General features: G+C 49.9%; 13 protein-coding genes. 11 read left to right on the top strand and 2 right to left on the bottom strand.

Annotated elements, in window-relative coordinates; all coding sequences use genetic code 11:
- Positions 1 to 87 precede the first annotated feature (87 nt).
- Positions 88 to 1,773, top strand: coding sequence for a C4-dicarboxylic acid transporter DauA (gene dauA / locus ACLJQJ_RS07740; RefSeq protein WP_001037181.1), 1,686 nt, complete (start codon positions 88 to 90; stop codon positions 1,771 to 1,773).
- A gap of 44 nt (positions 1,774 to 1,817) precedes the next feature.
- On the opposite strand, the gene ychH is transcribed toward dauA, so the two are convergent.
- Entirely contained in the window at positions 1,818 to 2,096 is a 279-nt protein-coding gene (ychH, locus tag ACLJQJ_RS07745; RefSeq protein WP_000823878.1) for a stress-induced protein YchH, read from the bottom strand.
- A gap of 275 nt (positions 2,097 to 2,371) precedes the next feature.
- On the opposite strand from ychH, the gene pth reads away from it, so the two are divergent.
- From pth to ACLJQJ_RS07765, 4 genes are all read left to right on the top strand, one after another.
- A complete protein-coding gene (pth, locus tag ACLJQJ_RS07750) occupies positions 2,372 to 2,956 on the top strand; it encodes an aminoacyl-tRNA hydrolase (protein WP_000985595.1) in 585 nt (194 codons plus the stop codon).
- A gap of 116 nt (positions 2,957 to 3,072) precedes the next feature.
- Positions 3,073 to 4,164, top strand: coding sequence for a redox-regulated ATPase YchF (ychF, locus tag ACLJQJ_RS07755; RefSeq protein WP_000505850.1), 1,092 nt, complete (start codon positions 3,073 to 3,075; stop codon positions 4,162 to 4,164).
- Between the two features lie 758 nt (positions 4,165 to 4,922).
- Positions 4,923 to 5,543, top strand: coding sequence for a hypothetical protein (locus ACLJQJ_RS07760; RefSeq protein ID WP_024147397.1), 621 nt, complete (start codon positions 4,923 to 4,925; stop codon positions 5,541 to 5,543).
- Positions 5,544 to 5,581: 38 nt separating this feature from the next.
- The gene (locus ACLJQJ_RS07765) at positions 5,582 to 6,037 is read left to right on the top strand and encodes a hypothetical protein (protein ID WP_023231892.1); all 456 of its coding nucleotides are present in this window, start codon (positions 5,582 to 5,584) and stop codon (positions 6,035 to 6,037) included.
- 483 nt (positions 6,038 to 6,520) lie between these two features.
- Here the strand turns inward: ACLJQJ_RS07765 and ACLJQJ_RS07770 are convergent, their stop codons facing one another.
- A complete protein-coding gene (locus ACLJQJ_RS07770) occupies positions 6,521 to 7,786 on the bottom strand; it encodes a DUF4427 domain-containing protein (protein WP_063809180.1) in 1,266 nt (421 codons plus the stop codon).
- A gap of 494 nt (positions 7,787 to 8,280) precedes the next feature.
- On the opposite strand from ACLJQJ_RS07770, the gene hyaA reads away from it, so the two are divergent.
- Genes hyaA through ACLJQJ_RS07800 form a run of 6 tightly spaced genes read left to right on the top strand, consistent with a single transcriptional unit; the run spans position 8,281 to position 13,771 of the window.
- Positions 8,281 to 9,399 (top strand): hydrogenase 1 small subunit, encoded by a 1,119-nt coding sequence (gene hyaA / locus ACLJQJ_RS07775; RefSeq protein ID WP_001058311.1) that lies wholly within the window; start codon positions 8,281 to 8,283, stop codon positions 9,397 to 9,399.
- Positions 9,396 to 11,189, top strand: coding sequence for a Ni/Fe-hydrogenase large subunit (hyaB, locus tag ACLJQJ_RS07780; protein WP_063809179.1), 1,794 nt, complete (start codon positions 9,396 to 9,398; stop codon positions 11,187 to 11,189). The genes hyaA and hyaB overlap by 4 nt, the downstream gene beginning before the upstream one ends.
- Positions 11,190 to 11,207: 18 nt before the next feature.
- Complete coding sequence (hyaC, locus tag ACLJQJ_RS07785) at positions 11,208 to 11,939, top strand: Ni/Fe-hydrogenase b-type cytochrome subunit (protein ID WP_000147036.1); 732 nt, start codon at positions 11,208 to 11,210, stop codon at positions 11,937 to 11,939.
- On the top strand, positions 11,936 to 12,532 hold the full coding sequence (gene hyaD, locus ACLJQJ_RS07790; protein ID WP_063809178.1) for a hydrogenase 1 maturation protease: 597 nt from the start codon (positions 11,936 to 11,938) through the stop codon (positions 12,530 to 12,532). The genes hyaC and hyaD overlap by 4 nt, the downstream gene beginning before the upstream one ends.
- On the top strand, positions 12,522 to 12,926 hold the full coding sequence (hyaE, locus tag ACLJQJ_RS07795) for a hydrogenase-1 operon protein HyaE (protein ID WP_001262580.1): 405 nt from the start codon (positions 12,522 to 12,524) through the stop codon (positions 12,924 to 12,926). Before hyaD ends, hyaE begins: the two co-directional genes overlap by 11 nt.
- Positions 12,923 to 13,771 (top strand): hydrogenase expression/formation protein, encoded by an 849-nt coding sequence (locus ACLJQJ_RS07800; protein ID WP_000063377.1) that lies wholly within the window; start codon positions 12,923 to 12,925, stop codon positions 13,769 to 13,771. Before hyaE ends, ACLJQJ_RS07800 begins: the two co-directional genes overlap by 4 nt.
- The last annotated feature ends 7 nt before the right edge of the window (positions 13,772 to 13,778 follow it).

The following is a 13,778-nucleotide window of genomic DNA, read 5'->3' on the forward strand; positions in this document are numbered from 1 at the left end:
TTGTCTGTAACACCCTTTTGTATGACTTATGCCTCCTTCACCTGCCATTTAGTTGACAGATGATGCGCTCATGGATGAAACATTATTGTGAACAAATTATTTTCCTCACATGTGATGCCTTTCCGCGCTCTCATCGATGCTTGCTGGAAAGAAAAATATACCGCCTCCCGGTTCACCCGTGATGTGATAGCCGGGATCACCGTCGGGATTATTGCTATCCCGCTGGCGATGGCGCTGGCAATTGGCAGTGGCGTTGCGCCGCAGTATGGCCTCTATACCTCCGCTGTCGCCGGGATCGTGATCGCGCTAACCGGCGGCTCGCGCTTTAGCGTTTCCGGCCCTACCGCCGCGTTTGTGGTGATTTTGTATCCGGTGTCGCAACAGTTTGGTCTGGCGGGCCTACTGGTCGCCACGCTGATGTCGGGCTTCTTCCTGATCCTTTTCGGCCTGGCGAGACTGGGGCGATTGATTGAATATATCCCGGTGTCGGTCACGTTGGGTTTTACCTCAGGGATTGGTATTACCATCGGTACCATGCAGATTAAAGATTTTCTTGGTCTGCAGATGGCCCATGTGCCAGAGCACTATTTGCAGAAAGTCGGCGCGCTGTTTATGGCGTTGCCCACCGTCAATATTGGCGATGCCGCCATTGGCGTGGTAACGCTGGGAACGTTGATTTTCTGGCCGCGTCTCGGTATTCGTCTGCCAGGACATCTTCCCGCGCTGCTGGCCGGTTGCGCCGTGATGGGGATCGTTAATCTGCTGGGCGGCAATGTGGCGACTATCGGCTCACAGTTCCATTACGTTCTGGCTGACGGCACTCAGGGCAACGGCATCCCGCAGCTCCTGCCGCAACTGATGCTGCCGTGGAGTCTTCCTGGCTCCGATTTCACGCTAAGCTGGGATTCACTGCGCGCGCTGCTGCCAGCGGCCTTCTCGATGGCAATGCTGGGGGCAATCGAATCATTGCTCTGCGCCGTCGTGCTGGACGGCATGACCGGCACCAAACATAAAGCTAACAGCGAACTTATCGGCCAGGGGCTGGGGAATATGGTCGCGCCGTTCTTTGGCGGCATCACCGCCACCGCCGCGATTGCCCGCTCTGCCGCCAACGTCCGCGCTGGCGCGACCTCTCCCATCTCGGCGGTAATTCACGCTATCCTGGTCATTCTGGCGCTACTGGTCTTGGCCCCGCTACTCTCCTGGCTGCCGCTTTCCGCGATGGCGGCGCTACTGCTGATGGTGGCATGGAATATGAGTGAAGCCCATAAAGTGGTAGATCTGTTACGCCATGCGCCGAAAGACGACATCATCGTTATGCTGCTGTGCATGTCATTAACGGTTCTGTTTGATATGGTCATCGCCATCAGCGTGGGGATTGTCCTTGCTTCCCTGCTGTTTATGCGCCGTATTGCGCGAATGACTCGACTTGCGCCGGTCAATGTCGATGTGCCTGATGATGTGCTGGTGCTGCGTGTTATCGGTCCGCTCTTTTTCGCCGCGGCGGAAGGGCTGTTTACTGACCTTGAGTCACGTATTAAGGGCAAACGTATCGTCGTTCTGAAATGGGACGCAGTACCAGTGCTGGATGCAGGCGGGCTTGATGCTTTTCAGCGTTTTGTGAAGCGTCTGCCGGAGGGTTGCGAATTGCGTATCAGTAATCTGGAGTTCCAACCGCTGCGCACAATGGCGCGTGCCGGTATCAAACCTATTCCTGGGCGTCTGACCTTCTTCCCGAACAGGACGGAGGCGTTAGCGGATTTACTCAGTTAATGGACAATGCCCGGTGGCGATAACGCTTACCGGGCCTGAACCGGTTAGCTATGACGACGATTGTCGTTACGGCGGCAACGTTTGTCATAGTGACGTACCCACCAATATTTGTCGCTCACCTGCTCATGCCCCCCTACACGAGCCCCTGCCAACCAAAGAACTGCACCGACAAAAATACTCAGTATTGCGCCATGCGCAAAAAATTGCGGCAAATTAAACTGCGGCAGTTGGTTTAAAATAGAGTAACCCACGCCGACAACCATCACGACCAGCCCCAACCCCATCAGCACGTTACCGAATAACGAAGCGTTTTTGCGTTTCATATGTCACCTCCGGAACTTTTGGGTTGTTTTTAGGAAATCCCCCTAAACTTTATGTGTAAAGTATAGACAACACTTCCATTTGTAAGTGCGGGTGTGATCACAAATGTAAAGTTTCATTTAACAAAACTTTACAAATAACACTCTGAACAGTTTACATTTTTAATAATCAATGCTGGCAATTATTTAATTTACTTCAGAGTGTCGCTGTGTTTTGTCAAGCGGGCAGACAGACAGTAAACTACGCGCCAGTTATGGATCTACTCAGGACAAAAAACGTGGCAATTAAATTGATTGTTGGTCTGGCGAATCCCGGCGCGGAATATGCCGCGACGCGACACAATGCAGGCGCATGGTACGTCGATTTACTGGCGGAGCGCCTGCGCGCGCCGTTGCGTGAAGAGCCTAAATTCTTTGGCTATACCTCACGCATCACGCTGGAAGGGGAAGATGTTCGCCTGCTGGTACCCACCACGTTCATGAATCTCAGTGGTAAAGCAGTTGGCGCAATGGCCAGTTTTTACCGTATTCAGCCGGACGAAATTCTGGTCGCTCACGACGAGCTGGATCTCCCGCCGGGCGTCGCGAAATTTAAACTTGGCGGCGGCCACGGCGGCCACAATGGTCTGAAAGACATCATCAGCAAGCTGGGCAATAATCCCAACTTTCACCGCTTACGCGTTGGAATTGGTCATCCAGGCGATAAAAATAAAGTTGTTGGTTTCGTGCTGGGTAAACCCCCTGTTTCTGAACAAAAATTAATTGATGAGGCCATTGACGAAGCGGCACGCTGTACGGAATTGTGGTTCAAAGAGGGTCTGGCCAAAGCAACAAGCCGTTTGCATACCTTTAAGGCGCAATAACCAGTGATGTGCGGCATTTTTGCCGCACGCCGTGTATAATAGGCGAAGTTATTTCCATTTCTGCAATCTGTTTTCTATAACAGATTGATTATTAAGATATTAAGGTGAGTTAAATCATGGGATTCAAATGCGGTATCGTCGGTCTGCCCAACGTCGGGAAATCCACCCTGTTCAACGCGCTGACAAAAGCCGGTATTGAAGCGGCAAACTTTCCGTTCTGCACTATCGAACCGAATACCGGTGTCGTGCCGATGCCCGATCCGCGTCTGGACCAGTTGGCTGAGATTGTTAAACCGCAACGCATTCTACCAACCACGATGGAGTTCGTGGATATCGCCGGTCTGGTAAAAGGCGCATCCAAAGGCGAAGGGTTGGGTAACCAGTTCCTGACCAATATCCGTGAAACCGAAGCTATCGGTCACGTGGTTCGCTGCTTTGAGAACGACAATATCATCCACGTGGCGGGTAAAGTAAATCCGGCAGAAGATATTGATGTTATCAATACCGAACTGGCGCTGGCTGACCTCGATACCTGCGAGCGCGCGATCCATCGCGTACAGAAGAAAGCCAAAGGCGGCGATAAAGACGCCAAAGCGGAACTGGCCGCGCTGGAAAAATGCCTGCCGCACCTGGCCGAAGCGGGGATGCTGCGTTCGCTGGACCTGACGGACGAAGATAAAGCGGCTATCCGTTATTTAAGCTTCCTGACGCTGAAGCCGACGATGTATATCGCTAACGTCAATGAAGACGGTTTTGAAAATAACCCGTATCTGGACCAGGTTCGCGAAATCGCCGCCAAAGAAGGTTCGGTCGTGGTTCCGGTGTGTGCCGCCGTCGAAGCTGATATTGCTGAGCTGGATGATGACGAGCGCGACGAATTTATGGCTGAACTGGGTCTGGAAGAGCCGGGGCTGAACCGCGTTATTCGCGCGGGTTATCGCCTGCTGAACCTCCAGACCTACTTCACCGCCGGGGTGAAAGAAGTTCGCGCATGGACCATTCCGGTTGGCGCAACCGCGCCGCAGGCAGCAGGTAAAATCCATACCGACTTCGAAAAAGGCTTTATCCGCGCCCAAACTATCGCTTTTGACGACTTTATTACCTATAAAGGTGAACAAGGCGCGAAAGAAGCCGGTAAGATGCGAGCGGAAGGCAAAGATTACATCGTTAAAGATGGCGATATAATGAACTTCCTGTTCAACGTCTAAATAACATTCGTTGTCTTATGAGGTTTCATTGAATCTCAGAACAACGGTAAAACTCTATAAAATCCACGCCATTGCGTGGATTTTTCATTTCATAATGTCTCAACTCATCTCGTAACAATGCTGTCAAAAATGAGTACAACATTTTTCCATCTTCATTTTAAGTAAGTACAAGAACGGTATAATAAATAAACAAGGCCCCGTTATGCTCACCGATACGCAATGCCGCACTGCCCGGGCCATAGTGTGAATGTTGTTTCGTCTAAGGTTTTGACTCTATACCAGCGAAAAGCTTTTTAGAAAGGTATAGATACCGTATGGCCTGTTTGGGTTAACTCATATCACAGTATCGCACATAGCCTCAGATCTTGTTCAGGCGTTCCCCCTACACTCGCCACCGAGGATCTTAGGCCAACTGCATGAACTACAAAATTATAATCATTTTGCAATTCTGAAACTAAATATAATTTGCGATTGCACTGCCATTAATTTAATACGCATAATGAATGAATAAAAAATCATTAAAATCGTAGACTGTAATATTCTAAGAGTCTCGTGAAGGAATTCATATTAAAATATTGAGATGATTTTTTAACAAAGAATCAACTCTGTTTGCTCTGTGACTATAAAGAAATACCGAAAGTTTTATTTTTGATCAAATCCAACCGGCTGGACGCACCATCATCAAATTTATATTGACATTCATTAACAATAGTAGAATAGTGACCATAGAAATTTCGGTAGATATACAGGATGATGCCGTGGATAGTTTTATTTATAATTTAATCATTTTCTTATTTATTGCCTTTTTGATAGCATATTTTATATTCATACAAAGAATAAAAGCTAAAGCAATAAATAAAATTGACAATAGTTTGACGCTTTACAGCATTATCTTTAACAAGGGCGTTCAGGACCATGTCACATCTCCTCAGAATATCATATCACATTTAAAAATCGATCGTTTTTACCCGTTGGTCACTTACCTCCCTGCAATCCCACTCTTTTGTCTTGTTTTATATTGCCTGGAAGGCTTGTCATTAGCAATATTAACAATTTCCATCATTGCATTACTTTCATTTGCTGCATTGAGTCTTACAATGTCACTTGATATATATGAAAATGCTATTGTTCATAATACTTTGCTAAGGAAAAGAGTCTTTTTATTTAGCCAACTTGACTCTATTGATGAAAAAATAGACTATGACGGTGTTCCAAACACAAAAGAAGAAGCGCTAATGTATCCAAGATATTATGCCATAGTAAAAAATGGACGAGTCATCTTTTGCATACCGAAAACACTTAGCAATTACTCCAGTTTCAAAAAAAATTTCAATGAATCGTCTATTTTTATAAAAGAAATAATAGGCAACGAATATTAACCAGATAATTAACCCATTATTTATCAGGAAGGTATAAAATGTTTCAGAATTCAGGCGAAGTGATTATGTACTTCGGTTGTTTTTTATTCTCCTTACCATTCATCCTTGTTTTAATTAGAAAAGTACTTTTTTTTGTGGGGCTACAATATAATTTCCTTCATAGCCACAAAGCAGGTGTCTCTTTTGGATTGCTACTTATATATGGACTTATCATCGCATACATAGGGCAGTCGTATAAAGACAGGATCTGCAATGATGTGATGCTTTCTTATTATGAACAAGGTATAAATTATTCTGAGCTAACGCCATCGCAGAGGATAAATATATTATATGCGAGTATTCATATGCCTATAGATTTCAAAAAAGGTAACGACGTCTCTAAGTACTTACCTGCGTTAGAAAAATACACATACCAATCAAAAATATATAAACATAAATCAATAGAAGAGGCCAAAGAAGAGACAAATCAATTTATGAAAACATTCACACAATAATTATACACACTGCATACCAAGCCACAAGTGCGGTAAACACATCGACCTTTGGTGTATTGGTGTACATTAACACTAAGAGCCTATCCCACCAGGCGTTATTGGCGCAGCCAGTTTGGACACGGACAGCGCGCAAAAACCGGAGCGTACACGTAGTACGTGAGGTTTGACTCGCTACGCTCGCCCTTCGGGCCGCCGCTAGCGGCGTTCAAAACGCTAACGCGTTTTGGCGAGCACTGCCCAGGTCCAAAATGGCAAGTAAAATAGCCCTAATGGGATAGGCTCTAAGCGTCAATCCCTCTTACACAGTTATAGCAGCGCACCAGGTACAATGCATTGATACTTAAAGACTGGTGTAGAAATTCATAATTGGAAACATCGAAGATTCAGAGTTTTCGTCAGAGATCGGGCCAGGATCAATCTGGCCGGGATCTCAAAAATGCATGGAGCTAAAACGAGTCTATTTACAGTAAGTTCTTTTCTTAATTACCAGTCGACATTCACTGTATGGTTATAAAAAGGATGCTGATCCTTTAGCGGCGTCTCATAACTTGGGATCGCATCATAATCATCTTTTCCCCGAACGGAATACCTTCCCGCTTCGATATCAAAACGATGTTTGAGCCATCCCGCAACATGACTTGCGAAAGCCTCTTTTCTTCTTAATGGCCAATCGACAGAAGCCAAATTAACATCTAATAAGTACCGCCCTTCTTTATTAACCTTGATCATTCCAGCCTGCAGTAACGCCCGTACCACCTGGGATTGGTTATCATGAATCCAGACCCAAGCATTTCCAAATTCCATTGCATAACTATCATTTAGAAAATCTTTTTTTGAGTATAATTCATTTACATAATCATTGATAGAATCAGCATAATTTTTTACTTTAGATGCAGATAAATCAAAAAAAGATTCAAATCCGAAAGTATTATCATTAATACAAGACAGTAACGCGCCCGGTTCCGAGAGCTGGGTCCATGATTGTAAACTCTCTACAGCTATAATGAATTTGAAAGTGTTTCTTCCAATGATACCCCGGTCAATTAAAGTTAAAATATCATGAGCTACGGTAGGGATATCTTCTACAAACGGGACGATTATTCCCGCACCACTTATTTCGCTTGATCTAAAATCAAACCCTGGGGTACTTTCAATGTTTTCCGGAATACCATACTCTTTAATATGATTAAGGAAACTTTTAATATCGCCACGATATGGCCATCGCCATTCACGTTCATGTGTCCAGTCAATCTTACCTGGAACATAAGTAACATATCTATATTGTTCAATCAAAGGAAGAGCCGTTTCATCAAGAATACGTTCCCCATATCTGCCTTGCGAGCATCGAGCATTGTTATGCTGATCCAACCCATATATGACTGGCCTTGCCCCATAATTAAACATTTGCTCTTTAGGTAAAACGATTGCATATAAACCAATATTTTCATTTCGTTCTAATCGGCGAACACCAGTTTCTAAATAAGCTGCAATCGGCATATCTGTAAAGCATACCACCGGGGAATCACCATATACGGTTCGTTGCCCATTTCGGTATGACCAGGACGAGAAAATTTTATGACTGCGTAAAGATAATCTAAGTAAATATTTAGCATCAATGGAACATGCGTGGTGCTGATTATTAAAACCACAGTGCTCAGGCAAATAAATATGGCTACCGGTCTCTAGATTAACGTCCCGAAAAAAATGAATCAAATAATCGGATAAGTCAAATCTGATGTTATTTTTCATGGGACGCCCTCTTTCAAACCGTCTCTTTTTTGCATTCCTTTAAAACCAGCACCACTATTTTATATAAAAATCATCACGAAGTATGCTTCTTTTAACGATGACATCAAACCTTCCCTCCCTTTGCATCAACTTACGTATCCCTGAAATGGCGAGACCAGGCTAAATCTACCCGAGGTGGCTCGCTGAAAACCTCATTCCGGAACAAGCTCAACCGTCCTTCCCCGCCACGGCCCTTTCGCCGAAAAACCGATAATGGGTATAAATATACCGCTATAAGCTATACCCACACACTTCACATTGTTTCTTATCGTTAATCCGATACGCTTTTTTCACATTATTTCTGGCGGTATACGCCGGTGCAAAGTGAATCGGGCTCGTTTCCGCGCTCACGCGTAACACAATGATTTACCTTGCTGGCGGAACGTCAACGGACCCGCAAAAGCGCCTTATGCCCCTGGCGGAGCGTGGTGCAAAAAGGAGAAAAAATACGCGTTATGAATAACGAGGAGACCTTTTATCAAGCCATGCGTCGTAAGGGAGTGACCCGACGCAGCTTTCTCAAATTCTGTAGCCTTGCCGCCACATCGCTGGGACTGGGCGCCGGAATGACGCCAAAGATCGCCTGGGCGCTGGAGAATAAACCGCGGATTCCGGTGGTCTGGATTCATGGACTGGAATGCACCTGCTGTACCGAATCCTTTATCCGTTCCTCGCACCCGCTAGCCAAAGATGTGATCCTCTCGCTGATTTCCCTTGATTATGACGACACCCTGATGGCCGCCGCCGGCGCACAGGCCGAAGAAGTCTTTGACGATATTACCACTCGCTACGCCGGGAAATACATTCTGGCGGTGGAAGGCAATCCGCCGTTAGGAGAGCAAGGAATGTTCTGTATCAGCGGCGGCCGCCCGTTTATTGAAAAACTGAAGAAAGCCGCCGCGGGCGCCAGCGCTATTATCGCCTGGGGAAACTGCGCCTCCTGGGGTTGCGTCCAGGCCGCCCGCCCCAATCCGACCCAGGCAACGCCTATCGATAAAGTGATCACCGACAAGCCGATCGTGAAAGTCCCTGGATGTCCGCCAATCCCGGATGTCATGAGCGCCATTATCACCTATATGGTGACGTTTGATCGTCTGCCGGAACTCGATCGCATGGGCCGTCCACTGATGTTCTATGGTCAGCGTATCCACGATAAATGCTACCGCCGCGCCCATTTTGACGCCGGTGAATTTGTCGAGAGCTGGGATGATGACGCCGCCCGCAAGGGATACTGTCTGTACAAGATGGGCTGTAAAGGGCCAACCACCTATAACGCCTGCTCCTCCACTCGCTGGAATGACGGCGTCTCCTTTCCTATCCAGTCCGGTCACGGATGTCTGGGATGTTCAGAAAATGGTTTCTGGGATCGCGGCTCGTTTTATAGCCGCGTGGTGGATATTCCCCAGATGGGTACCCATTCAACCGCCGATACGGTGGGGCTGACCGCGCTGGGCGTGGTCGCGGCGGGCGTTGGCGGTCACGCTATCGCCAGCGCGCTCAACCAACGTAAACGCCACAAACAACAGTTAGCGCAAGCCGAACAACAGCCGGACAATGAGGATAAACAGGCATGAGTAACCAGTATCAAACACAGGGTTATACCATTAACGACGCCGGCCGTCGTCTGATCGTGGACCCGATTACCCGCATCGAAGGGCATATGCGCTGCGAAGTGAACATTGATGAGCAAAACGTCATTACCAATGCCGTTTCCTGCGGCACAATGTTCCGCGGGCTGGAGATCATTCTGCAAGGCCGTGACCCGCGTGACGCCTGGGCGTTTGTTGAACGTATTTGTGGTGTATGTACCGGGGTACATGCTCTGGCATCGGTGTACGCTATCGAAGATGCGATTGGTATCCAGGTGCCGGATAACGCCAATATTATACGTAACATCATGCTGGCTACGTTGTGGTGTCACGATCATCTGGTCCATTTTTATCAGTTAGCCGGTATGGACTGGATTGATGTTCTGAATGCGCTGAAAGCCGATCCACGCGCCACCTCGCAGTTGGCGCAAAGCCTTTCCGCCTGGCCGATGTCATCGCCGGGCTACTTCTTTGACGTACAAAATCGATTAAAGAAATTTGTCGATGGTGGCCAGCTTGGGATATTCCGTAACGGCTATTGGGGACATCCACAGTACAAACTGTCGCCAGAGGCTAATCTGATGGGCTTTGCCCACTATCTTGAAGCCCTCGACTTCCAGCGCGAGATCGTCAAAATCCATACCATATTTGGCGGTAAGAACCCCCATCCTAACTGGATCGTCGGCGGAATGCCGTGCGCGATCAATCTCGATCAAAGCGGCGCGGTCGGGGCTATCAATATGGAGCGCCTCAACCTGGTGCAGTCGATCATCACCCGCACCGCCGACTTCATTAACAACGTGATGGTTCCGGACGCGCTGGCTATCGGCCAGTTCAATAAAGCATGGAGTCAAATTGGCACCGGTCTGTCGGATAAATGCGTGCTGAGTTACGGCGCATTTCCGGACATTGCCAACGACTTCAGCCAGCAAAGCCTGTTAATGCCGGGCGGCGCGGTGGTCAATGGCGATTTTAAAAATGTCATGCCGGTAGATTTGGCCGATCCGCAGCAGATACAGGAGTTTGTGGATCACGCCTGGTACCGTTATCCGGACGATCGGCTGGGGCGTCATCCTTTTGACGGCATTACCGATCCCTGGTACAACCCGGGTGATGTCAAAGGCAGCGATACGCATATCCAGCAGCTCAACGAGCAGGAACGTTACTCCTGGATTAAAGCGCCGCGCTGGCGGGGTCATGCCATGGAAGTCGGCCCGCTTGCCCGAACGCTTATCGCGTACCACAAAGGGGATGCCGCCACTATAGAGTCGGTAGATCGCATGATGTCCGCCCTTAAACTGCCGCTCTCCGGTATCCAGTCTACGCTTGGCCGTATTTTATGCCGCGCGCACGAAGCGCAATGGGCCGTCGGTAAGCTGCAGTATTTTTTCGACAGGCTTATGACCAACCTGAAAAACGGCGACCTGGCCACCGCCAATACCGAGAAATGGGAACCGGCCAGTTGGCCGCAGCACTGCCGCGGCATCGGTTTTACCGAAGCGCCTCGCGGAGCGTTGGGACACTGGGCGTCAATACGCGATCAGAAGATTGAACTCTATCAGTGCGTGGTTCCCACCACCTGGAACGCCAGCCCGCGCGATCCTAAAAAACAGATCGGCGCCTATGAAGCGGCATTGATGGGAACGCAAATGGCGATTCCCGACCAACCGTTAGAAATCCTGAGGACGCTGCACAGCTTCGACCCCTGCCTCGCCTGCTCAACCCACGTGCTCGGCGACGACGGCAGCGAACTGATTGCCGTCCAGGTACGCTAAGCGTTAAGGAAAAGAACGATGACTGGAAAGCTATCTCCACGCGTCGGGGAGGCGCGTGATACTGCCGTCAGCCACTATGTGTTTGAAGCGCCGGTACGCCTGTGGCACTGGCTAACGGTCGCCTGCATGTTGGTACTGATGGTAACAGGCTACTTCATTGGCCGACCGCTGCCGTCGGTGAGTGGCGAGGCGACCTATCTGTTTTACATGGGCTATATCCGGCTGATCCACTTTGCCGCCGCGATGATCTTTACCGTGTTACTGCTGGGGCGAATTTATTGGGCCTGTGTCGGCAACCGCTATTCACGAGAGCTGTTTATCGTCCCGGTCTGGCGTCGTAGTTGGTGGCAAGGCGCTTTCACCGTGGTCCGCTGGTATCTGTTTCTGGAGAAAAAACCGGGGAGCGACATCGGACATAACCCTGTCGCGCAGGCCGCGATGTTCGGCTATTTCCTGTTGTCGGTATTTATGATCCTCACCGGTTTCGCTCTGTTTGGCGAGCATAGCCAGTACGCCATCTTTGCGCCGTTCCGCTATGTGGTTGAATTTTTCTACTGGACCGGCGGCAACTCCATCGATATTCACAGTTGGCACCGACTGGGCATGTGGCTGATCGCCGCCTTCATCGTCGGGCACGTTTACCTCGCTATCCGGGAAGACATTATGTCCGACGATACGGTGATCTCCACCATGATCAATGGCTATCGCAGCCATAAATTCCCCAAACCGCACGACAAGGAGCCCTCATGAATGCGCAACGCGTAGTGGTGATGGGGTTAGGAAACCTGCTGTGGGCCGATGAAGGATTCGGTATCCGGGTCGCGGAGCGTTTGTATGCCCGATATCACTGGCCTGAAGAGGTAGAAATTGTGGACGGCGGTACACAAGGGCTAAACCTGTTAGGTTATGTTGAGCAAGCCAGCCATCTCCTGCTCCTTGACGCGATCGATTACGGCCTGACGCCGGGCAGCCTGCGAACCTATGCCGGCGAGAAAATCCCCGCGTATCTCAGCGCCAAAAAAATGAGTCTGCATCAAAACAGTTTTTCCGAAGTTCTGGCGCTGGCCGACATCCGCGGGCATCTGCCCTGTCACATAGCGCTGGTCGGTCTGCAACCGGCGCAACTGGACGACTATGGCGGTAGCCTGAGCGAAATAGCTCGCGGCCAGCTACCGGCGGCGGAACAGGCCGCCCTGGCGCAACTGGCCGCCTGGGGGATCGTACCGCAGGCAAACGAGGTCGCACGCTGCCTGAACTATAAATGCCTGTCGATGGAAAATTATGAGGGAGTGCGCATACGTCAGTATCAGACACGTCTGGAGGGCAAAAGAAGTGGCGAATGACACCCCGTTCTCTGCGCTATGGCAACGCCTGTTAACCCGTGGATGGCAACCGGTAGAGGCTTCCACGGTAGACGACTGGATCAAACGGGTTGGAGATGGCGTCATCCTGTTAAGTAGCGATCCGCGGCGTACGCCGGAAGTCAGCGATAACCCGGTGATGATTGCCGAACTCCTGCGTGAGTTCCCGCAGTTTGACTGGCAGGTGGCGGTGGCCGACCTTGAACAAAGCGAAGCTATCGGCGATCGCTTTAATGTTCGTCGGTTTCCGGCGACGTTAGTTTTTACAGACGGCGAGCTACGCGGCGCGCTCAGCGGCATTCATCCCTGGGCTGAACTGCTCACGCTGATGCGTTCGATGGTTGACACTCCCGCAGCGCAGGAGACAGTACAATGAGCAACGCCTTTTTTCATCTGCTGGGGCCAGGTACGCAGCCTGATGACGCCAGTTTCTCGATGAATCCCTTACCGCTCACCTGTCAGGTCAATGGCGACCCAAGTATGGCGGCGCTGGAGCGCTGCGCTCACAGCCCGGCGGTGATGGCATTGTTGACCGATCTGCGAGGTCAGCTTGCCCGGCGCATCCCGGAAGTCGGCGACGTGCTGGGATGGGAGTTATCTCCCCTGAATGCCGATGATCTCTCATTCCTCAATACGCTATTGGGCGAAGGCGAAGTCTCGGTACGCATTCAGCATCCGGACGGGAGTGAAAGCGAGATCCAGGAGACCATCTTCTGCGGCCTGTGGCGGGTACGCCATCTGCATAACCGACGTCTGCTGACGGATCGTCTGGAAGCAGGTAGCGCGCCCCTGACATTATGGCAAGCGGCTACCGCCGATACGCTGCCTGACGACTCTCTACTGCCTCCGCCTGTCGCTGGCCTGATGAATGGACTGCCGCTGGCCCATGAATTATTGGCGCACGTACGCGATCCGGCGTTGCAACCTCACAGCATCAATTTGACCCAACTGCCGCTCAGCGAGGCCGATCGTCTTTTTCTGGCGCGTTTATGCGGACACGGGAACATCCAGATTCGCATCTCCGGGTATGGCGAAAGCCAAATCAACGCCACAGCATTGCGCCATCTCTGGCATGTGCGCTGTCTGGACGCCCTTAAAGGGCCGTTGCTCGATAGCTATGAGATTTGTCCTTTGCCGGAGCTGGTACTGGCGGCCCCGGAAGATCTGGCCGATTCGCGCCAGCGCCTGGATGAAGTCTGCCGATGGCTGGAGACGCGCTAGCGCTCTC

This window comes from Salmonella sp. SAL04202 (assembly GCF_046550775.1).
Lineage (GTDB): Bacteria > Pseudomonadota > Gammaproteobacteria > Enterobacterales > Enterobacteriaceae > Salmonella > Salmonella enterica.

Excerpts from the sequence above, each read along its gene's own strand:
- hyaA (WP_001058311.1), top strand. The coding sequence starts at position 8,281 with ATGAATAACGAGGAGACCTTTTATCAAGCCATGCGTCGTAAGGGAGTG.
- ychH (WP_000823878.1), bottom strand. The coding sequence starts at position 2,096 with ATGAAACGCAAAAACGCTTCGTTATTCGGTAACGTGCTGATGGGGTTG.
- hyaC (WP_000147036.1), top strand. The coding sequence starts at position 11,208 with ATGACTGGAAAGCTATCTCCACGCGTCGGGGAGGCGCGTGATACTGCC.
- hyaB (WP_063809179.1), top strand. The coding sequence starts at position 9,396 with ATGAGTAACCAGTATCAAACACAGGGTTATACCATTAACGACGCCGGC.
- ychF (WP_000505850.1), top strand. The coding sequence starts at position 3,073 with ATGGGATTCAAATGCGGTATCGTCGGTCTGCCCAACGTCGGGAAATCC.
- hyaD (WP_063809178.1), top strand. The coding sequence starts at position 11,936 with ATGAATGCGCAACGCGTAGTGGTGATGGGGTTAGGAAACCTGCTGTGG.
- ACLJQJ_RS07770 (WP_063809180.1), bottom strand. The coding sequence starts at position 7,786 with ATGAAAAATAACATCAGATTTGACTTATCCGATTATTTGATTCATTTT.
- ACLJQJ_RS07800 (WP_000063377.1), top strand. The coding sequence starts at position 12,923 with ATGAGCAACGCCTTTTTTCATCTGCTGGGGCCAGGTACGCAGCCTGAT.
- ACLJQJ_RS07765 (WP_023231892.1), top strand. The coding sequence starts at position 5,582 with ATGTTTCAGAATTCAGGCGAAGTGATTATGTACTTCGGTTGTTTTTTA.